The sequence below is a fragment of the Streptomyces corallincola genome, assembly GCF_019104725.1.
Lineage (GTDB): Bacteria > Actinomycetota > Actinomycetes > Streptomycetales > Streptomycetaceae > Streptomyces > Streptomyces corallincola.
Genome location: NZ_JAHRXF010000014.1, coordinates 64,672 through 84,113, shown reverse-complemented (window position 1 = coordinate 84,113; position 19,442 = coordinate 64,672). Strand labels below are relative to the sequence as shown.

The 19,442-nt window shown below is 71.3% G+C and carries 19 protein-coding genes; 12 read left to right on the top strand and 7 right to left on the bottom strand.

Going from position 1 to position 19,442, the window contains the following annotated elements; genetic code table 11:
- Window positions 1–35 precede the first annotated feature (35 nt).
- Complete coding sequence (locus KUM39_RS12325; RefSeq protein ID WP_217785606.1) at window positions 36–842, bottom strand: NAD-dependent epimerase/dehydratase family protein; 807 nt, start codon at window positions 840–842, stop codon at window positions 36–38.
- A 239-nt stretch (window positions 843–1,081) separates the two neighbouring features.
- On the opposite strand from KUM39_RS12325, the gene KUM39_RS12320 reads away from it, so the two are divergent.
- The 3 genes from KUM39_RS12320 to KUM39_RS12310 all read left to right on the top strand — a co-directional run bounded on the left by KUM39_RS12320 (window position 1,082) and on the right by KUM39_RS12310 (window position 4,343).
- Window positions 1,082–1,663 carry a TIGR03086 family metal-binding protein gene (locus KUM39_RS12320; RefSeq protein WP_217785605.1) on the top strand — a complete coding sequence of 194 codons (582 nt, stop codon included), beginning with the start codon at window positions 1,082–1,084 and terminating at the stop codon, window positions 1,661–1,663.
- Window positions 1,664–1,921: 258 nt separating this feature from the next.
- On the top strand, window positions 1,922–2,722 hold the full coding sequence (locus tag KUM39_RS12315) for an HAD family acid phosphatase (RefSeq protein WP_217785604.1): 801 nt from the start codon (window positions 1,922–1,924) through the stop codon (window positions 2,720–2,722).
- 169 nt (window positions 2,723–2,891) lie between these two features.
- Window positions 2,892–4,343: an NCS2 family permease gene (locus KUM39_RS12310; protein ID WP_217785603.1), complete on the top strand. Its 1,452-nt coding sequence runs from the start codon at window positions 2,892–2,894 to the stop codon at window positions 4,341–4,343.
- Between the two features lie 134 nt (window positions 4,344–4,477).
- Here the strand turns inward: KUM39_RS12310 and KUM39_RS12305 are convergent, their stop codons facing one another.
- Complete coding sequence (locus tag KUM39_RS12305; RefSeq protein ID WP_217785602.1) at window positions 4,478–5,935, bottom strand: penicillin-binding transpeptidase domain-containing protein; 1,458 nt, start codon at window positions 5,933–5,935, stop codon at window positions 4,478–4,480.
- Window positions 5,936–6,098: 163 nt separating this feature from the next.
- On the opposite strand from KUM39_RS12305, the gene KUM39_RS12300 reads away from it, so the two are divergent.
- The 4 genes from KUM39_RS12300 to KUM39_RS12285 all read left to right on the top strand — a co-directional run bounded on the left by KUM39_RS12300 (window position 6,099) and on the right by KUM39_RS12285 (window position 9,392).
- On the top strand, window positions 6,099–6,707 hold the full coding sequence (locus tag KUM39_RS12300) for a DUF1349 domain-containing protein (RefSeq protein ID WP_217785601.1): 609 nt from the start codon (window positions 6,099–6,101) through the stop codon (window positions 6,705–6,707).
- Window positions 6,708–6,879: 172 nt separating this feature from the next.
- Window positions 6,880–7,410 (top strand): GNAT family N-acetyltransferase, encoded by a 531-nt coding sequence (locus KUM39_RS12295; protein WP_308288109.1) that lies wholly within the window; start codon window positions 6,880–6,882, stop codon window positions 7,408–7,410.
- An 87-nt stretch (window positions 7,411–7,497) separates the two neighbouring features.
- A complete protein-coding gene (locus KUM39_RS12290; RefSeq protein ID WP_217785599.1) occupies window positions 7,498–8,214 on the top strand; it encodes a DsbA family oxidoreductase in 717 nt (238 codons plus the stop codon).
- Window positions 8,215–8,312: 98 nt separating this feature from the next.
- Window positions 8,313–9,392, top strand: a complete 1,080-nt coding sequence (locus tag KUM39_RS12285) for an aminotransferase class V-fold PLP-dependent enzyme (protein ID WP_217785598.1) — start codon at window positions 8,313–8,315, stop codon at window positions 9,390–9,392.
- Between the two features lie 268 nt (window positions 9,393–9,660).
- Here KUM39_RS12285 and thpD read toward each other — a convergent pair whose 3' ends face one another.
- From thpD to KUM39_RS12260, 5 genes are all read right to left on the bottom strand, one after another.
- Window positions 9,661–10,548 carry an ectoine hydroxylase gene (gene thpD, locus KUM39_RS12280; protein WP_246620000.1) on the bottom strand — a complete coding sequence of 296 codons (888 nt, stop codon included), beginning with the start codon at window positions 10,546–10,548 and terminating at the stop codon, window positions 9,661–9,663.
- A gap of 8 nt (window positions 10,549–10,556) precedes the next feature.
- On the bottom strand, window positions 10,557–10,961 hold the full coding sequence (locus KUM39_RS12275) for an ectoine synthase (protein WP_217785596.1): 405 nt from the start codon (window positions 10,959–10,961) through the stop codon (window positions 10,557–10,559).
- A gap of 34 nt (window positions 10,962–10,995) precedes the next feature.
- The gene (ectB, locus tag KUM39_RS12270) at window positions 10,996–12,267 is read right to left on the bottom strand and encodes a diaminobutyrate--2-oxoglutarate transaminase (RefSeq protein ID WP_217785595.1); all 1,272 of its coding nucleotides are present in this window, start codon (window positions 12,265–12,267) and stop codon (window positions 10,996–10,998) included.
- 11 nt (window positions 12,268–12,278) lie between these two features.
- Entirely contained in the window at window positions 12,279–12,797 is a 519-nt protein-coding gene (gene ectA / locus KUM39_RS12265) for a diaminobutyrate acetyltransferase (RefSeq protein WP_217785594.1), read from the bottom strand.
- Between the two features lie 316 nt (window positions 12,798–13,113).
- On the bottom strand, window positions 13,114–14,217 hold the full coding sequence (locus tag KUM39_RS12260) for a pyridoxal-phosphate-dependent aminotransferase family protein (protein ID WP_217785639.1): 1,104 nt from the start codon (window positions 14,215–14,217) through the stop codon (window positions 13,114–13,116).
- A gap of 316 nt (window positions 14,218–14,533) precedes the next feature.
- Here KUM39_RS12260 and KUM39_RS12255 point away from each other — a divergent pair, with 316 nt between their 5' ends.
- From KUM39_RS12255 to KUM39_RS12235, 5 genes are all read left to right on the top strand, one after another.
- A complete protein-coding gene (locus KUM39_RS12255) occupies window positions 14,534–15,397 on the top strand; it encodes a transporter substrate-binding domain-containing protein (protein ID WP_217785593.1) in 864 nt (287 codons plus the stop codon).
- 3 nt (window positions 15,398–15,400) lie between these two features.
- Window positions 15,401–16,237, top strand: a complete 837-nt coding sequence (locus tag KUM39_RS12250) for an amino acid ABC transporter permease (protein ID WP_217785592.1) — start codon at window positions 15,401–15,403, stop codon at window positions 16,235–16,237.
- Window positions 16,234–17,013 (top strand): amino acid ABC transporter ATP-binding protein, encoded by a 780-nt coding sequence (locus KUM39_RS12245; protein ID WP_217785591.1) that lies wholly within the window; start codon window positions 16,234–16,236, stop codon window positions 17,011–17,013. Before KUM39_RS12250 ends, KUM39_RS12245 begins: the two co-directional genes overlap by 4 nt.
- 216 nt (window positions 17,014–17,229) lie before the next feature.
- Window positions 17,230–18,321: an amidohydrolase family protein gene (locus KUM39_RS12240; RefSeq protein WP_217785590.1), complete on the top strand. Its 1,092-nt coding sequence runs from the start codon at window positions 17,230–17,232 to the stop codon at window positions 18,319–18,321.
- 215 nt (window positions 18,322–18,536) lie between these two features.
- A complete protein-coding gene (locus KUM39_RS12235) occupies window positions 18,537–19,439 on the top strand; it encodes an SCO1860 family LAETG-anchored protein (RefSeq protein ID WP_217785589.1) in 903 nt (300 codons plus the stop codon).
- The last annotated feature ends 3 nt before the right edge of the window (window positions 19,440–19,442 follow it).

The following is a 19,442-nucleotide window of genomic DNA, read 5'->3' as shown; positions in this document are numbered from 1 at the left end:
GTGCCCGGAACGGTCGTGTCCGGGCGGGGATACGGTCAGTACGGCCAGAGGGGCGGGTCGGTGACGAAGTGTCCGCCGAGCCGGGCCTGTGCCGGATCGGCCGGGTCGAGCTCGCCCTGTTCCGCGATCAGCTTCGCCGCGTACCGCTCGGAGTCGTCGTGCGGTGCGTAGCCGAGCGCCCGCGCGGACGAAAGGTCCCACCACAGACGGGAGTTGGCGGACGAGCCGTACACCACCGTGTGGCCGACGCCCTCGGCGCCCAGCGCCGCGTGGAACAGCCGGGCGCCGTCGGCCGGGCTCAGCCAGATCGACAGCATGCGCACGCTGGTCGGCTCGGGGAAACACGACCCGATGCGCACCGAGACGGTCTCCACACCGTGCTTGTCCCAGTAGAACTGCGCCAGGTCCTCGCCGAACGACTTGGACAGACCGTAGAAGGTGTCCGGGCGGCGCGGAGTGTCCACCGGCACCGGAGCACCGTCGTGCGGGACCGGGGTGTAGCCGACGGCGTGGTTCGAGGACGCGAACACGATCCGGCGCACGCCCTCCTGCCGGGCCGTCTCGTACACGTGGTACGTGCCCTCGATGTTCGACTTCAGGATCTTGTCGAACGACGACTCCACGGAGATCCCCGCGAGATGCAGCACCGCGTCCACGCCCCGCATCGCCCGGCGCAGCGCCTCGGTGTCGGACAGGTCCGCGACGACCGCGTCCGGGGCGCCCTCCACCGGCCGCGCGTCGAACAGGCGGAGCGTGTGCCCGTACTCGGGCAGCAGCGAGCGCATCAGCGTGCCGAGGCCGCCGGCGGCGCCGGTGAGGAGCACGGTACGGGGGGTGGGCATCCTCGGGATCTCCTTGCGCGGCAGGTGTACGCGTCCGGGTGCACGATAGGGCCTGCCCGGCCCTTCCCGCCTGCCCGGCGGGGGTACGGGGTCACGTACGCGGCGCCCCTGACGGCGAGGTCGGCGCGGGCGGGGCACCGTGCGGATCGGACGCGGTACCGATGAGTTCCGCGCTCCCGACGGGTCGTACCCGTGTACGGCCGTCATGGCCCCGTCCGGCGCCGAGGAGTGAGGCAGGCATGACCGACACGATGGTGGACCTCGGGCCGCAGGCCCGGATCGTCGCCCGGCTGGCCGGTGCGGTCACCGGGGAACGGCTGGCGGACCGCACGCCCTGCCCCGAGTACGCGGTACGGCACCTGCTGGGGCATGTGCTCGGGCTGTCCGTGGCGTTCCGGGACGCGGCCCGCAAGGACCTCGGGCCCGGCACCGCCACCCCGCCGGGGGCGACGGTGCCGGACGTCGGCCCGCACTGGCGGGACAAACTGCCGGATGCGCTGGACGAGTTGGCCGAGGCGTGGCGCGACCCGTCCGCGTGGACCGGGGCGACACGTGCGGGCGGGGTGGAGCTGACCGGCGCCGTGGCGGGCGCGGTCGTCGCGGACGAGCTGGTCGTCCACGGCTGGGACCTCGCCCGCGCCCTCGGCGTCCCGTACGAGGCCGACCCCGCCGCCCTCACCGTCGCCCACTCCCTCCTCCGGGCGGCGGCCGAGGAACCCGGCACCGGGCTCTTCGGTCCGCCCGTCCCGGTCCCGGACGGCACCCCGCTGCTGGAGCGGACGGTGGCGCTGAGCGGGCGCGATCCGGGGTGGCGGCCGTAGGCGCGGAAGCGGGCCGTGGGCACGGAGGAAGACCGTAGGCACCAAGACCGTGTGCGCGGCGCCCATGTGGGCGGCATCCATGTGCGCGGAACCCACCCCGCGCCGGGCGCGATGGTGCGGGCACCCATGTGCGCACCCCACATGCCCGTACCTATGTGCGCGCACCCCACATGCCCGCACCGCACCTTTACGCCGTGGCTGATATCAATCGGGCAAAGACCCTCGCGCCGAGACGGGTGACGCGCGTAGAAAACTGTCATGCATAAATCACTGCGGATCGCGGCGCTCGCCGCCGCCTGTGCCGTCGCCGGTGGTGCCCTGTACGGCGCCGGTGCGGCGACCGCCGGACAATCGACGGCGAACTCCACCCACGAGCCGTACAACATCGGCCTGTTGGTGAAGGACATCGACACGTACTACGGCACCACCACCGACGCGAACGGTGTGTACCAGGCGTCCCCGGACAGCCCGTACGCCAAGGACCTCGCGCGGATCGACGCGGACGCCAAGCGCCGGATCGACCGGGCCGCCCAGAAGGCGGACCGGCACCACCACGCCAAGCCGGCCGTGATCTTCGACATCGACGACACGCTGCTGCTCAGCCTGGACTACGAGAAGCGCAACAACTACGGCTTCAACGCCACGACGTGGAACGACTACGTCAACAAGGCGGACCGCCCGGCCGTGTTCGGCAGCCCGGAGCTGGTGCGCTACGCCCAGTCCAAGGGCGTGACCGTGTTCTACAACTCCGGTCTCTCCGACGACCAGCGCGCCGCCGCCGTCGCCAACCTGAAGAAGGTCGGCGCGGACGTCAACCTGGACGCCGACCACATGTTCCTGAAGAACAAGGCCAACCCCCCGGCCTGGCTGAAGGACTGCGCCACGCCCGGCACCTGGAACTGCACCACCGTGCAGTACAAGGCGGGCACCCGCAAGCACATCGAGCAGGACCTCGGGTACGACATCGTCGCCAACTTCGGCGACCAGTTCTCGGACCTGGACGGCGGCTACGCCGACCGCACCTACAAGCTCCCGAACCCGACGTACTTCGTCTCCTGACCTCGGGCAGGCCGCGTCACCGGCCCCCGTTCCCGGCAGCAACCCGCCGGGAACGGGGGCCGGTTCGTGTCCGGCGCATTCCGTAACACGGCGAAAACCTGAAAGCTGTTGAACGCAGGAACAATCAGCCGGCACACGTATGCCCGTACGCCCCCGAGGAGTCACGCGCATGTCCCAGACCCAGCAGGCGGAACCCCGGCCCGGCACCGCCCCGCCCGGCGGCAACGGCCTCGACCGGTTCTTCCGGATCACCGAACGGGGCTCCACCCTCGGCCGTGAGATACGCGGCGGCTTCGCCACGTTCTTCACGATGGCCTACATCCTCGTGCTGAACCCGATCATCCTCGGCAGCGTCAAGGACAAGTTCGGCCACACCCTGGACACCGGGCAGCTCGTCACCGCCACCGCGCTGGTCGCCTGTGTGATGACGGTCATCATGGGCGTCGGCGGCAATCTGCCGCTCGCCATCGCCGCCGGACTCGGGCTGAACGCCGTGGTCGCCTTCCAGCTCGCCCCGCTGATGAGCTGGTCCGACGCGATGGGTCTGGTGGTGATCGAGGGTGTGATCATCTGCGTCCTGGTCCTCACCGGGCTCCGGCAGGCGATCATGAACGCCATCCCGCAGGCGCTCAAGCAGGCCATCGGCGTCGGCATCGGCCTGTTCATCGCGTTCATCGGCTTCGTGGACGCCGGGTTCGTCAGCCGCGTCCCGGACGCCGCGAACACCACCGTGCCCGTGCAGCTCGGCGCGATCGGGCGGCTCACCGGCTGGCCCGTGCTGGTCTTCTGCGTCGGTGTGCTGCTCACCATCGCGCTGCTCGCCCGGCGGGTGAAGGGCGCGATCCTCATCAGCATCGTCACCATGACGGTCGTCGCGGTCGTCATCAACGCCGTGGCCGACGTCAAGAGCTGGGGCCTGACCACGCCGAAGGTCCCGGACCGGATCGTCGCCCCGCCGGACTTCGGGCTGATCGGGCACTTCAGCCTGTTCGGCGGGTTCGCCAAGGCGGGCGTGCTCACCGCCGTCCTGCTGGTCTTCACCCTGGTGCTGTCCGACTTCTTCGACGCGATGGGCACCATCGTCGGCATCAGCGCGGAGGCGGGACTGCTGGACGAGGACGGGCAGGTGCCGGGGATCGGGCGGGTGCTGTTCATCGACGGCGCCGCCGCCGTCGCGGGCGGCCTCGGATCGGCCTCCTCCAACACCGCGTACATCGAATCGGCGGCGGGCGTCGGGGAGGGCGCCCGGACCGGGTTCGCCAACCTGATCACCGGCGGGATGTTCGGGCTCGCGCTGTTCCTCACCCCGCTGCTGACCATCGTCCCGCTCCAGGCGGCGGCGCCCGCGCTGATCGCGGTCGGCTTCCTGATGATGACCCACGTCAAGCACATCGACTGGGACCGCTACGAGATCGCCATCCCCGCGTTCCTGACCATCGCCGCCATGCCGTTCACGTACTCCATCACCGACGGCATCGGGGCCGGGTTCCTGTCCTACGTCCTGATCAAGACCGTCGTCGGCAGGGCCAAGGAGGTCAGCTGGCTGCTCTGGGCGGTGTCGGCGCTGTTCCTGGTGTACTTCGCCATCGACCCGGTGGAGCAGCTGCTCGGGGTGAAGTGAGACGAGGCCGCTAGTGCGACGAGGCCGCTCACCGGCTGCGACCGCTCACCGGTGACGGCCGCTCTCGGGCTACGGCCGCGCCCCGGCGCGGGCCGGGCACCCGCACGGAGGGGGCCCGGCCCGCCGCTGTCCGGTCACGACGCCTTGAGCGCCGCCCGCATCATCGCCTTCGCCACCGGCCCCGCCAGCCCGCCGCCGCTGATCTCGGAGCGGGCCGCGTCGGACTGCTCGACCACCACCGCCACCGCGACCTGCTTGCCGGTGCTGTCGGAGGTGCCGAAGGAAGTGAACCAGGCGTACGGGGACTGGTCGTTGTTCAGTCCGTGCTGGGCGGTGCCGGTCTTGCCGCCGACGGTGACGCCGGGCAGCTGGGCGCTGGTGCCGGTGCCGTTCGTCACCACCGACTGCATCGCCGAGCGGAGCTGGGCGGCCGTACCGGAGCTCATGATCCGCTTGGAGTCCGGGTCGTCGTAGTTCTGCAACACCGTTCCGCCGCTGTCGGTGAGCTGGGACACCATGTGGGGCGAGACCAGCTTGCCGCCGTCGGCGATGGCGGCGGACACCATAGCCATCTGGAGCGGGGTCGCGGTGACGTCGAACTGGCCGATGCCCGACAGCGCGGTCTGGGACGGGTCCATCTTCGTCGGGTAGACGCTCGGGTAGGCGCGCACCGGCACATCGAGCTTCTGGTCGTTGAAGCCGAACTTCTCGGCCATCGCCCGTACCTTGTCCTGGCCGAGGTCCACGGCCATCTTGCCGAAGACGTTGTTGCAGGAGTAGCGCAGCGCGGTGCGGATCGTCGCGTTCTCGCAGGGCGCGGACGCCGACTCGTTGGCCAGCACTCGGGTGGTGCCGGGCAGCGGATACGGGTTCGGGCTGGTGGTCGGCTGGTCCACGTTTTTGTAGAGGCCGTCCTCCAGCGCGGCGGCGGCCACCACCAGCTTGAAGGTGGAGCCCGGCGGCAGCGGCTGCCGCAGCGCCCGGTTGACCAGCGGCTTGTCCGGGTCGGCGTTGAGCCGCCGCCAGGCGGGGCCCGCCGTGTTGGCGTCGGTCAGCTCCGTCGGGTCGTACGACGGTGTCGAGACCACACCGAGGATGCGGCCGGTCTTCGGGTCGATGGCGACGGCCGCGCCCTTCTTGTCGCCGAGCGCGTCGAACCCCGCCTTCTGCACGGCCGGGTCGATCGTGGTGAGCACGTTGCCCGGATCGGCCTGGCGCCCGGTGACCGTGTCCAGCACGGTCTTCAGCCGTGGGTCGGTGCCGTTCAGCACGTCCTGGTAGATGCCCTCCAACTGGGTGGGGGCGTACGCCTGCGAGGCGTACCCCGTGACCGCCGCGTAGAGCGGACCCTGTTTGTACGTGCGTTTGTACGCGAGATCGCCGCCCGTGGTGCGGGCGGAACCGGTGATCGCGTTTCCGGCCACGATGATGTTCCCGAGCGGGTGCGCGTACGTCTGGATCGCGTTCCGCCGGTTGTAGCTGCTGTCCGCGAGGGCCTTCGCTTCGTAGAACTGCACCCAGGTCGCCCTCACCAACAGGGCGAGGACGAGGAGCAGCACGAAGACGGACACCCGCCTGATCGTCCTGTTCATTCCGTCCTTGAGGACGACCGGACCGCCGGGAACGTTCCCGAACGTACGCATTTCTCACCGTCTACTCAGAAACCGCCCGCCGGAGTGACGCGCGTCGCACACCCGCCGTCCCGGTCCGTCCGGCGGTCTGGAGCGCGGACCCCGGCGGCGGCAGAATCGGGGCATGGACATGGACCTCCCCGAACTCCCCTTCCCGCTGCGCACCTACGGCCCGAGGGGCAGCTGGTCCTACGAGGACGGTGTGCTCACCGGGTGGGCCGGACCCCGGCAGGACCGGTTCGTGCCGCCCACCGGGGAGGCGCTCGACCCCGCCGCCGACGCGCCCCGGCTGCTCGGCGCACCCGAGGGTGACTTCCAGCTCCTCGCGCGGGTCACGGTCGGCTTCAACGCCTCCTTCGACGCCGGTGTCCTCTACGCCCACGTCGGCGACCGTGCCTGGGCCAAGCTGTGCCTGGAGTACTCCCCGGACGTGCCGACCGTGTGCACCGTCGTCACCCGTGGTCACTCCGACGACGCCAACTCCTTCACCGTGGAGGGCAGTTCGGTCTGGCTTCGGATCAGCCGCACCGGCCGCGCCCTCGCCTTCCACGCCTCCCGCGACGGCGCCCACTGGACCTTCGTCCGCCTCTTCACCCTGGGCGACGAGAAGGAGACCGGCGCCGCCCTCGTCGGCTTCATGACCCAGTCCCCGATGGGCGGCGGCTGCGTCGTCACCTACGACCACCTGGAGTTCCGCCCGTACTGGCCGGCCGACCTGCGCGACGGAAGCTGAGTATCCGGGCCCGCGCCCGTCGGCACCGGAGGGAACCGCTCCGCTCCGGGGCCGCGTCCCCTCCCTCATGATCGAACGACACATGGACGAACGGCAGGTCTCCGACCCACATGTGCCCGACCCACATGTGCCCGACCCACATGTGCCCGGCCCACATGTGCGCGCCACCCATGTGACCGCACCCCAGGTCCCCGACCGCCTGCTCATCCGCACCGCCCTCCCCGCCGAGGTCGGGGCCATCGCCGGGCTGCATGTGCGGGCGCGGTCCACGTACTACCCGGACGGGCTGCCGCCGGCGGAGTTCGACTGGCGGGAGGCGTGGCGGGAGTCGATCGAGAGGCCGCGGGGGCAGGTGCTGTGTGCCGTGGAGGAGGGGCGGATCGTGGCCGTCGCCTCCTTCCGGGTCCCGGACGGCGGGCGTGCCGACACGGTCAAGCTGTTCCAGTTCCATGTGGACCCCGACCACTGGCGCCGGGGGATCGGCACCGCTCTGCACGCGGCCTGTGTGGAGCAGTGGGTGGCGGACGGGCACCGTGCCGCCGTGCTGGACGTGCACGTGGACAACCGGCGTGCCCAGGACTTCTACGCCCGGCAGGGCTGGTTCCCCGACCCGGAACTCCCGCCCGCCGAAGGCGACCACCACCTCGACCTCCGCTACACCGTCCGCCCCGACACCGCCGGGGAGACCCCCGCCACCCCCTGACCGGGGAATGGCCCGCCCGGTCGGTACGTTCTGGTCCCCGGCGAGGGACTCCCCGCCGGACCCGAGCGGGAGAGAGCCGTCGTCAGCATGCGTGTGGAGATCTGGTCGGACATCGCCTGCCCCTGGTGCTACGTCGGGAAAGCCCGGTTCGAGAAGGCGCTCGCCGCGTTCCCGCACCGGGACGAGGTCGAGGTGGTGCACCGCTCCTTCGAGCTCGACCCCGGCCGCGCCCAGGGCGACACCGAGCAGGTGATCACCATGCTCACCCGCAAGTACGGCATGAGCGAGGAACAGGCGCGGGCGGGTGAGGAGAACCTCGCCGCGCAGGCCGCCGCCGAGGGTCTCGGTTACCGGACCCACGGCCGTGACCACGGCAACACCTTCGACCTGCACCGCCTGCTGCACCTCGCCGCCGAGCGCGGTCGGCAGGACGAACTCCTCGACCGTCTGTACCGGGCGAACTTCGTGGACGAGGAGTCCCTGTTCACCGCCGGTCCCGAGCGCCTGGCCGCACTCGCAGCCGAGGCCGGACTCGACCCCGCCGAGGCCCGCGCCGTCCTCGCGGACCCGGAGGCGTACGCGGCGGAGGTCCGCGCCGACGAGCGCGAGGCCGCCCGGCTCGGCGCGGGCGGCGTGCCGTTCTTCGTCCTCGACCGCGCCTTCGGCGTCTCCGGCGCCCAGCCCGCCGAGCTCTTCACCCAGGCCCTCACCCGCGCCTGGGACGCCCACACCCCGCTCCAGCCGCTCGGCGAGGCCACCGCCGACACCTGCGGTCCCGACGGCTGCGCGGTGCCGGGCCACTGAGAATCCGCGGACCGGGGCGGACAGGTAAGCGTTTCTGAGAGTTACCGCGTACGCATCCGCGATGGACGCCGCCCCGGCCGGGCAGCACAGTGGAGCGCATGGAGACCACGAAGTCCACGGAGTCCGCGGCGACCTTCGACCGACTCGTCCGCGCCGAGTTCACCCCGAGGGGCGGCTACCTCAACACCGCGAGCAACGCCCTGCTGCCCGCCCGCACCGTCACCGCGCTCAACGAAGCCGCGCTGCTGCGCGCCGAGGGCCGCCCGCTGACCCCGCTGTACGAGGACGTCGAGGCGGCCCGTGCCGCGTACGCGCGGCTGGTCGGGGTCTCCGCCGACCGGGTCGCCATCGGGCCCTCGGTCGCCGCGCAGACCGCCGTGATCGCCGCCTCGCTGCCCGCCGGGGCCGAAGTCCTCACTGCCGAGGGCGACTTCGCCTCCGTGCTCAACGCGTTCCACGCACGCGGCGACCTCAAGGTGCGCGCCGTACCGCTGGACCGGATCGCGGAGTCGGTCCGGCCGGACACCGCGCTCGTCGCGGTCAGCGCCGTGCAGTCCGCCGACGGCCGCCTCGCGGATGTGGCCGCGCTCCGTGACGCGGCCCGCGCTCATGGTGCCCGTACCTATGTGGACCTGTCCCAGGCGGCGGGCTGGCTCCCGGTGGACGCGGACGCCTTCGACTACACCGCCTCCGTCACCTTCAAGTGGACGCTCGGCCCGCACGGCGCCGCCTTCTCCACCGTTCCCGAGGACTTCGGCGGCCTCACCCCGCTGCTCGCCGGGTGGGTCGCGGGGGAGCGCCCCTGGGAGAGCTGCTACGGCCCCGTCACCGAACTCGCCCGCTCCGCACGGCGGTTCGACCTCACCCACGCCCTGTTCACCCTCGCCGGGCTGCGCCGCTCGCTGGAACTCCTGGAGGAACTCGGCGCGGCGCGGGTGCACGCCCACGACCTCGCGCTGGCCGACCGCTTCCGCGCCGGACTCGCCCGGCGCGGCCACACCCCGGTGCCCGCGCCGGGCTCCGCCATCGTCTCCGTACCGGGGCTCGGGCGGCGCCAACCGGCCCTGAGCGAGGCCGGGATCGAGGTCTCCGACCGCGCGGGCAACCTGCGCGCGTCCTTCCACGTGTACAACACCCCGGCCGACGTGGACCGGCTACTGGACGCCCTCGACGACTGAACGCCCGTCCCCCGTCAACTCGGCGCATCCTGAAAGCGGTTCGGCCGGTCGTACGCGTCACCGCGTACGACCGGCCGTCATCCACGACCGGACGCGACCGGGCCGGACCTCGCGTCCCACACGCCGAGGTCCGGCCCGGTGTCCGGAGGGCCTGCCCACATGGGCCGGCCTCACATCAGCCGCGCCTCCACATGTGGCGGCCCCACATGTGGCGGGCCCATACAGAGTGACCCCACACGGAGTGGCCCCACACAGAGCGGCGGCACACTCACCGCACCGGCGTGAAGTCCCGTGCCCCGATGTACTCCGGCCGCCGTACCGGAGCCGCGAAGGGCTCCACCGCCGTGTTCTCCACGCTGTTGAACACCAGGAAGACGTTGCTGCGCGGGAACGGCGTGATGTTGTCGCCGGAGCCGTGCATGGCGTTGCAGTCGAACCAGGTGGCCGACCCGGCGCGGCCGGTGAAGAGACGGATGCCGTACTCGCCCGCCATCTTCGTCAGCGCCTCGTCGGACGGTGTGCCCGCGTCCTGCATCTGCAACGACTTCTTGTAGTTGTCCTTCGGCGTCTCACCGGCGCAGCCGAGGAACGTCCGGTGCGACCCCGGCATGATCATCAGACCGCCGTTGGTGTCGTAGTTCTCGGTCAGCGCGATCGAGACGGACACGGTGCGCATGTTCGGCAGCCCGTCCTCGGCGTGCCAGGTCTCGAAGTCCGAGTGCCAGTAGAAGCCGCTCGCGCCGAAGCCCGGCTTGACGTTGATCCGGGACTGGTGGACGTACACGTCCGAGCCGAGGATCTGCCGGGCGCGGCCGACCACCCGCTCGTCACGGGCCAGCGCGGCGAAGACCTCGCTGATCCGGTGCACCTCGAAGACGGTCCGGATCTCCTGCGACGAGGACTCCACGATGGAGCGGTCGTCGGCGCGGACCGCCGGGTCGGAGACCAGCCGGTCCAGCTCGGCGCGGTAGACCGCGACCTCGTCCGGGGTGATCAGCTGGTCGAGGGCGAGGAAGCCGTCGCGCTCGAAGGACTCCAGGTCGGCCGTGCCGACCGGGCCCGGTGTGTCCGGGGTGCCCCAGACGACCGGGTCCTGCCGGGGCACGGCCACCTCGGAGGCGCCTCGGGTGGGGTACAGGTCGGTGATCGTGGTCATCGGGTCCGTCACACCTCCTCGGGCTCGGTGAGCAGCGGGTAGACGCCGTTCTCGTCGTGGTCCTCCCGCCCGGTGACCGGCGGGTTGAACACGCAGATGCAGTGGAAGTCCTCCTTGACCTTGAGCGTGTGCCGCTCGTGGCCGTTCAGGAGGTACATGGTGCCGGGGGTGATCGTGTACGTCTGCCCGGTCTCGCGGTCGGTCAGCTCGGCCTCGCCGCGGGTGCAGACGACGGCCTCGATGTGGTTGGCGTACCACATGTGCGTCTCGGTACCGGCGTAGAGGATCGTCTCGTGCACGGAGAAGCCGACCCGCTCCTTGGCGAGGACGATCCGCTTGCTCTCCCAGGTGCCGGACTTCGACTTGATGTGCCGGTCGGTGCCTTCGATGTCCTTGAACGATCGGACGATCACGGTGCTGTGCTTCCTCCTCGGTCGGGATGTTCGGTCAGGCCGTCTCGCGGACGGCGCGGGCGAGGATGCTGAGCCCCTCGTCCAGTTCCTCCGGTGTGATGGTCAGCGCGGGCAGCAGCTTGACGACCTCGCTCTCCGGTCCGGAGGTCTCGATCAGCAGCCCGAGGTCGAAGGCGCGCCGCGCGATCCGCGTGGCCCGGTCCTTGGCGTGGAACTCCAGGCCCCACACCAGACCCCGGCCGCGCACCTCGCGCACGTCCGCGCGGTTCTCCTCGGTGATGGCGGCGAGCGCCTGCTCGACCTGCTCACCGCGGGCGCGGGTCTGCTTCTCCATCGCGGAGCCGTCGGTCCAGTACGTCTCCAGCGCGGCGGTGGCGGTCACGAACGCGGGGTTGTTACCGCGGAAGGTGCCGTTGTGCTCGCCCGGCTCCCAGACGTCCAGCTCGGGCTTGAACAGGCACAGCGACATCGGCAGGCCGTACCCGGAGATCGACTTGGAGACGGTGACGATGTCCGGCACCACGCCCGCCTCCTCGAAGGAGAAGAAGGCGCCGGTACGTCCGCAGCCCATCTGGATGTCATCGACGATCAGCAGCATGTCCTGCCGCTCGCACAGCTCCTTCAGCGCGCGCAGCCACTCGGGCCGGGCCACGTTGATGCCGCCCTCGCCCTGCACGGTCTCCACGATCACCGCGGCGGGCTTGTTCAGGCCCGAGCCCTGGTCCTCCAGCAGCCGCTCGAACCACAGGAAGTCCTGCACGGTGCCGTCGAAGTAGTTGTCGAACGGCATCGGGGTGCCGTGCACCAGCGGGACGCCCGCACCGGCCCGCTTGAAGGCGTTGCCGGTCACGGCGAGCGAGCCGAGGGACATGCCGTGGAAGGCGTTGGTGAAGGAGACGATCGCCTCCCGGCCCTTCACCTTCCGGGCCAGCTTCAGCGCCGACTCCACCGCGTTGGTGCCCGTCGGGCCCGGGAACATGACCTTGTACGGCAGGTCGCGCGGCCGGAGCACCAGATCCTGGAAGGTCTGGAGAAAGGAACGTTTCGCCACGGTGGACATGTCCAGTCCGTGGGTGACGCCGTCCCGCGACAGGTAGTCGATCAGCGCCCGTTTGAGCACCGGGTTGTTGTGGCCGTAGTTCAGTGATCCGGCACCGGCGAAGAAGTCGAGGTAGGCGTGGCCGTCCTCGTCGTACATGCGGCTGCCGCGGGCCCGGTCGAAAACCGTGGGCCAGCCGCGGCAGTAGCTGCGCACCTCGGACTCCAGGGTCTCGAACACGCTCAGGTCGGGCTGGGTGATGGTCACGGTGATGCTCCTCAGTGCCGGGTCGTGGGGGAGAGGGGGCCGATGAGGTACAGGACTTCGGGGTCGTGCGTGCCGTCCGGGAACAGGCCGGTGTCGAACAGCGTCTCGCGGGTGAGGGCCGCGTCGTGCCGTTCGGCGAAGGACGTGAACAGCCGCTCGGAGGCGGTGTTGCCGGGCGTGATGGTGGTCTCCACGCGGGTCACCCCGCGTTCGGCGGCGAGCCGCGCGGTCAGCGCGTCCAGCAGCCGGGCGGCGATGCCGTGGCCCCGGTAGGCGGAGTCCACCGCGACCTGCCAGACCAGCAGGGTGCCGGGGCGGTCGGGCCGCACGTACCCGGTGACGAAACCGACCGGCCCGCCGTCCGCGTCCCGCGCCACGGCCGAAGTACCGGCGAAGTCCCGGCACCACAGCAGATAGCTGTACGAGGAGTTCAGATCGAGGGTTTTCGAGTCCTTGGCGAGACGCCAGAGAGCGGCACCGTCGGCCACGGTCGGCTGGTCGATGAGGAGGTCTGCTGGTACGGCGGTCATGGGCTCCGAATTTAGCGAGGCAAATTCAATAATGCACGGGGGCGGTCGTGGTTTAGATGATCGGTCGGACAGATTTGACCGTATTGCCCCAGGTGAAATGGGGGCAAAGGGGCCGCCTTGTGGAGTGTGTCACATGGATGAAACCTGCTGGAAAACTGATCCGTTTAGCCCTGCGAAAATCGGGCAGAAGAATCCAGGCGACTCTGACCGGTAAATTCGACTGCATTGTCAAATTGATTTGAATTCTTATTCGGGCGCAATAAGAAGGCCCGCGCACCGTGCGCGGGCCCTATGAGGGGGACGTATTCGCGGAACGTCAGTTCCACGCCTCCCCGGCCGCCCGGCGGGCCCCCTCGGCGTCCACCACGTGCCCCCGCTCCGCCAGCGCCGTCCCGAGGGCGTCGAGAGCGCCCAGGACGACGGCCGGGGTGGCGTCGGGCCCGTAGTGGTTGACCCGGATCATCTCCCGTGCCAGCGCGCCGCCGCCCGCGGCCAGTGGCAGTCCGGGACGCGCAGCCAGCGCGGCGGCCACCAGCTCCGAGGCGTCCGGGCCCGACGTGACGCGCAGCGTGGTGGCGACCGGCGCCGCGTCGGCCGCCGCGTGCACGAACGGCTCCAGACCCCCGCCGAGGGCCAGCACGCCCGCGCGCGTCGCGGCGGCGGCCGAGGCGTGCCGGGCCGTCACCGTGCCGAGGCCCTGCGCCTCGATCCGCTCCAGACACGCCTGAAGTGCCAGCATCTCCAACTGCGCCGGGGCGTGCGGCAGCGCCGTGCGGCCCGCGTCGGTCCAGCGCTCCTTCCAGTCCAGCAGCGACAGGTACGAGCGGCGCGGGGCGTTCGGGTTGGCCGCCATCCGCGCCCAGGCCCGCTCGCTCACCGAGATCGCCGAGACGCCCGCCGGACCGCCCAGCGCCTTCTGCCCGCCGATCACGCACAGGTCCACGCCCCACGCGTCCGGCAGCACCGGCTCCGCGCCGACCGAGGCGACCGCGTCCAGGTAGAACAGCGCGCCCTGCTCGCGCACCGCCTCCCCGATCTCCGCGACCGGGTTGGTGTTGCCGGTCGCCGCCTCGGCGTGCACCAGCGAGACGAAGTCGATCTCCGGGTGCGCGGCGAACGCATCCCGTACCTGCGCGGCGGTGACGGCGCTGTGGAACGGCACGGCCAGGTCGTGCACGGTGGCCCCGCAGTCGCGCAGCCAGTTCCCGAAGGTCTGCCCGTAGGGGCCGGTGATGACGTTCAGGGCCACCGTGCCCGGCCCGGCGGCGGCACGGATCGCGCCCTCCAGCGGCAGCAGCGCCTCGCCCTGGGTGATGAGCACGTCCTGCCGGGTGTCCAGCAGCCGGGCGACCCGGTCCTCGACCGCGGCGAACCGCGCGGCGTCCATCGGGGGCAGGTCGTCGAGGAAGGGGTGGGTCACGTCACTGCTCACTTCGCTCACAGAGGTCCGCACGGCCGGTCGGCGGGCCGCCGGGACGGCCGGAAGGCCGCCGCCCAAGAGCGTAAGCCCGCCGCCACGGGGCCCGGCGGCCGGTGGCCCCGCCTTCCGCGCGGCCCTGGGTGACCGCCGTCGCGGTGCCGGAGTCCGCCGTCGCGGTGCCCGAGTCCGCCGGGGCGTGCGAGGCGTCCGCCCGGCGGAACGGGAGTGCGACGGCGTGCCCTCGGGCATGGGTTTGATTTGAGAGACCCAAACCCATCCTTATAATCGGAACCCCCCATTCCTCTTAGGAGACCCCATGACCACCCTCCTCGGACGCCGGACCCGCGTTCTGGCCGTCGCCGCCACCGTGACGGCCGGTCTGGTCCTGGTGGCCGGCTGCTCGTCGAGCGGCTCCGGCGGCGGCACGGCCAAGGTCAAGGGGGTCCAGCTCGTCCAGGCCGGGCAGCTCACCACCTGCACCCACCTGCCGTACCCGCCGTTCCAGTCCGACATCGACGGCAAGGTCCAGGGCTTCGACGTGTCCCTGATCGACCTCGTCGCCAAGGACCTCGGCGTCAAGCAGCAGATCGTGGACACGCCGTTCGAGAACTTCAAGACCGGCGCGTTCCTCAACTCCGGCCAGTGCGACCTGGCCGCCGCCGGTATCACGATCACCGCCGAGCGCAAGAAGAACGTGGACTTCTCCGAGCCGTACTTCGACGCCACGCAGGCGCTGCTGGTGGCCAGGAACAGCGGGATCACCTCGCTGGAGCAGGCCAAGAGCGAGAACGCGCCGGTCGGCACCCAGGCGCAGACCACCGGCGAGGACTACGCCAAGAGCAAGGGCATCGACCCGGTCTCCTTCAACTCCTCCGACGCCGTCCTCAACGGCCTGCGCACCGGCCAGGTCAAGGCCGTCGTCATCGACTACCCGGTCGTCCAGGGCTGGCTGAAGAACAAGGCCAACGCCGACGCCTTCAAGCTGGTGCAGAACATCAAGACCGGCGAGCAGTACGGCTTCACCGTGAAGAAGGGCAACACCGCCCTGCTGAAGGTGATCAACGCGACGCTGAACAAGGCCAAGGCCGACGGGGAGTACCAGAAGATCTACGAGAAGTGGATCGGCCCGTACCGCCCCGCCGATGCCGCCGCGTCCCCTTCCTCCTCCTCGGCGTCCTGACCCATGACCGACACCGAGACACCCCTCCAGCCCCGGCGCACCGGGCTCTCCGTCCGGCAGCGGCGCCGCCTCTCGCGCGGTGCGCAGTACGTCCTCTTCGTCGCCGTGGTCGGTTTCGTCGCCGCCTCCGCCGACTGGGGGCGGCTGCAGAACCAGTTCGCCCAGCCGGGCATCGCCGGGCAGATGTTCCCGCAGGTCATCACGGTGGCCCTGAAGAACACCGTGCTGTTCACGCTCTCCGGGTTCGTCGTCGGGCTCGGCCTCGGCATGATCGTCGCGCTGATGCGGCTGTCCTCCGTGGGCCCGTACCGCTGGCTCGCCGGGATCTACATCGAGATCTTCCGGGGCCTGCCCGCCCTGCTGATCTTCATCTTCGTCGGCGTCGGCATGCCCCTCGCCTTCCCCGGCATCCAGTACCCCGGCGGGATCTACGGCAAGGTCGCGCTCGCGCTCGGACTGGTCTCCGCCGCCTACATGGCCGAGACGATCCGCGCCGGAATCCAGGCCGTGCCGCACGGGCAGACCGAGGCGGCCCGCTCGCTGGGCTTCTCGCCCGCGCGCGCCATGATCTCCATCGTCGTCCCGCAGGCCTTCCGGATCATCCTGCCGCCGCTCACCAACGAACTCGTCCTGCTGTTCAAGGACTCCTCACTGGTGCTGTTCCTCGGCGTCACCCTCCAGGAACGCGAGCTGTCCAAGTTCGGCAATGACCTGGCCAGCACCACCGCCAACTCCACGCCCATCCTCGTCGCCGGGCTGTTCTACCTGCTGATCACCGTCCCGCTCGGCTTCGTCGTGCGCCGGATGGAGACCACCCCGTCCAAGGAGGCCGTACGGTGACCCGCCCCGAGATCCGTGTCGAGGGCCTGCACAAGTCCTTCGGCGACAACCACGTGCTGCGCGGCATCGACCTGGAGATCGGGCAGGGCGAGGTGGTCTGCGTCATCGGCCCGTCCGGCTCCGGCAAGTCCACCCTGCTGCGCTGCGTGAACCTGCTGGAACAGCCCAGCGGGGGCAAGGTGTTCGTCGGCGGCACCGAGGTCACCGACCCGGACGTGGACATCGACGCCGTACGCCGCCGTATCGGCATGGTGTTCCAGCAGTTCAACCTCTTCCCGCACCTGACCGCCACCGAGAACCTCACACTGCCCCAGCGCCGGGTGCTGCGCCGGGACAAGGGGGCGGCCGCGCGGGTCGCCGCCGAGAACCTCGCCCGGGTCGGCCTCACCGAGAAGGCGGACGCCTACCCGGCCGCCCTCTCCGGCGGCCAGCAGCAGCGGGTGGCCATCGCCCGCTCGCTCGCTATGGGCCCCGAGGTGATGCTGTTCGACGAGCCGACCTCCGCCCTCGACCCCGAACTCGTCGGGGACGTCCTCGCCGTCATGCGCGGGCTCGCCGAGGACGGCATGACGATGATGGTCGTCACCCATGAGATGACCTTCGCCCGCGAGGTCGCGGACCGGGTCGTCTTCATGGACGGCGGCGTCGTCGTCGAGGACGGCACCCCGGACCAGGTCATCGGCAACCCCCGCAACGCCCGCACCCGCCACTTCCTCTCCCGCCTCCTCGACCCGGCGATGGCGGAGGTCGCGGAGGACGGGAAGACCGGGCTGTAGTACGCGCCGCGGTACCCCCTTTCGGCCCTAGGGCCTGTCTTCAAACTCTCCTCGTCGTCCGGAGGACGGCCCCGCGGCGTTCGGTGCGTGCTCTCGGCGTGCCGGCCGTGATCCCTCGTACTGGGCGTACTCGGGATCGCGGCCGGTGCGGCGAGAGGGCGTGCCGGGCGTCGCGGGGCAGAGGAGAGTTTGAAGACAGGCCCTAGGGTTTCGTGCATGAGCGAATGCGCGGTGCTGCACGTGAAGGGGCGGGTCCTCGTGGGGCCCGAGGACGTCCGGGACGAGCTGTGGGTCGTCGGGGGGCGGATCGCCTACGAGCGGCCCGCCGGTGCGCGGGACGTGCGGACCGTCGAGGGGTGGGTGCTGCCCGGCCTGGTGGACGCGCACTGCCATGTCGGGCTCGGCCCGGACGGTCCGGTGGACGCGGCCACCGCCGAGAAGCAGGCGCTCGGTGACCGCGAACTGGGCGCGCTGCTGCTGCGCGACGCGGGTTCGCCCTCGGACACCCGCTGGGTGGACGACCGCGAGGACCTGCCGAGGATCATCCGCGCCGGGCGGCACATCGCCCGCACCCGCCGCTACATCCGCAACTTCGCCCACGAGATCGAACCCGGTGACCTCGTCCCGTACGTCGCCCGCGAGGCCCGGCGCGGCGACGGCTGGGTCAAGCTGGTGGGGGACTGGATCGACCGCGACCTCGGGGACCTCGCCGCCTGCTGGCCGCGCGACGCCGCCGCCGCGGCCATCGCGGAGGCCCACCGCCTCGGCGCCCGTGTCACCGCGCACTGCTTCGCCGAGACCGCGCTGCGCGACCTCGTGGAGGCGGGCATCGACTGCGTCGAGCACGCCACCGGCCTCACCGACGACCTGATCCCACTGTTCGCGGAGCGCAACGTCGCCATCGTGCCGACCCTCGTCAACATCGCCACCTTCCCGCACCTCGCGGACGGCGGCGAGGCCCGCTACCCCCGCTGGTCGGCACATATGCGCCGACTCCATGAACGCCGCTACGACACGGTGCGCAACGCACATGACGCGGGTGTACCGGTCTACGTCGGCACCGACGCGGGCGGCACCCTGCCGCACGGCCTGGTCGCCGCCGAGGTCGCGGAACTCGTCACCGCCGGGCTCACCCCCGTCGCCGCGCTCACCGCGACCGCGTGGGGCGCCCGCGCCTGGCTCGGCCGCCCGGGACTCGACGAGGGCGCGCCCGCCGACCTCGTGGTCTACGAGTCCGACCCGCGCGCCGATGTCCGGGTACTGGCGGCACCGCGCCGGGTGGTGCTGCGGGGGAACGTCGTCCAGTAGCGCGAGGCAGTGGAGCGGGGACGCGGTGGGGGCGGTCGGAAGCCGCCGCGCGGAGTGGGGCCGGGGAGACCGGTGGAGCGGGTGTGCCAGAGGTTCCGAACACGCGCGCCAAAACCCCACGATGGAGTGAAGTGACGTGGGATCGCTGACCGTTCACCCTCCGTGCGCAAAGGTTGACGTGTCCCAAGCAGGTCCCGTCTGGGGGGTTCCACGTCGTGAACAGCACCACCTTCCGCATGCCCGTACGCCGTCTGGCGGCCGTCGTCACCGTGACCGCGCTCGCCGCCGGTCCCGCGGTCCTCGGCGCGAGCGCCGCGCACGCCACCGGCGAGCGCGGTCACGCCTCCGCCGCCGTCCTGCGCACCGGCCTCGACGTGTCCCTGCTCAACAAGGCCGTCGAGGTACCGCTCGCGGTCACCCTCAACGAGGTGGAAGCGCCCCGCAGCAGCGAACAGACCTCCCTCTCCGCCCGGCTCGACGGCGTGAACGGGGGCAGGCCGTTCACCGTCCTCCGCGCGGAGGTCGCCTCCGCCAAGGCCACCGTGGAGGACGGCACGGCGGAGGGCTCCGTCCGGGTCGTCCACGCCAAGCTGCACGTCCCCGGCCTGCCGCTGCTCTCCCTGGTCGAACTGGGCACCGTCACCGCCCGGGCGACCTGTACGGCCGGAAAGACGCCGGTCGCCGACGCCGAGGTCCTCGGTGACGTCACCGTCCTCGGCAAGCGGGTCACCCTCAGCAGCGGCGGCCCGACCGAGGTCAAGGTGCCCGGCGTCGGGGAGGTCACCCTCAACCTCTCGCAGCGCGGCACCACTTCGCGTACGGCCGCCGCGACCGCGCTGGACCTGAAGGTCCGGGTCAACCCCGGCGAGCTGAACGTGGCCGACGTCCAGGGCACCGTCACCCTCGCCAGGGCCACCTGCGAGACGCCGCCCGCCCCGGCCTCGGCGCCCGCCTCCGCGCCGCCGGCCGACATCGAGCCGCAGGGCGCCCCCGGCGACAAGGCCGACCTCGCGGAGACCGGCGGCAGCTCCGCCACCCCCTACATCGCGGGCGGCGCGCTGGCGCTGCTGCTGATCGGCGGGGGAGCGCTGACGGCGACCCGGCGCCGGAAGAACTGAGCC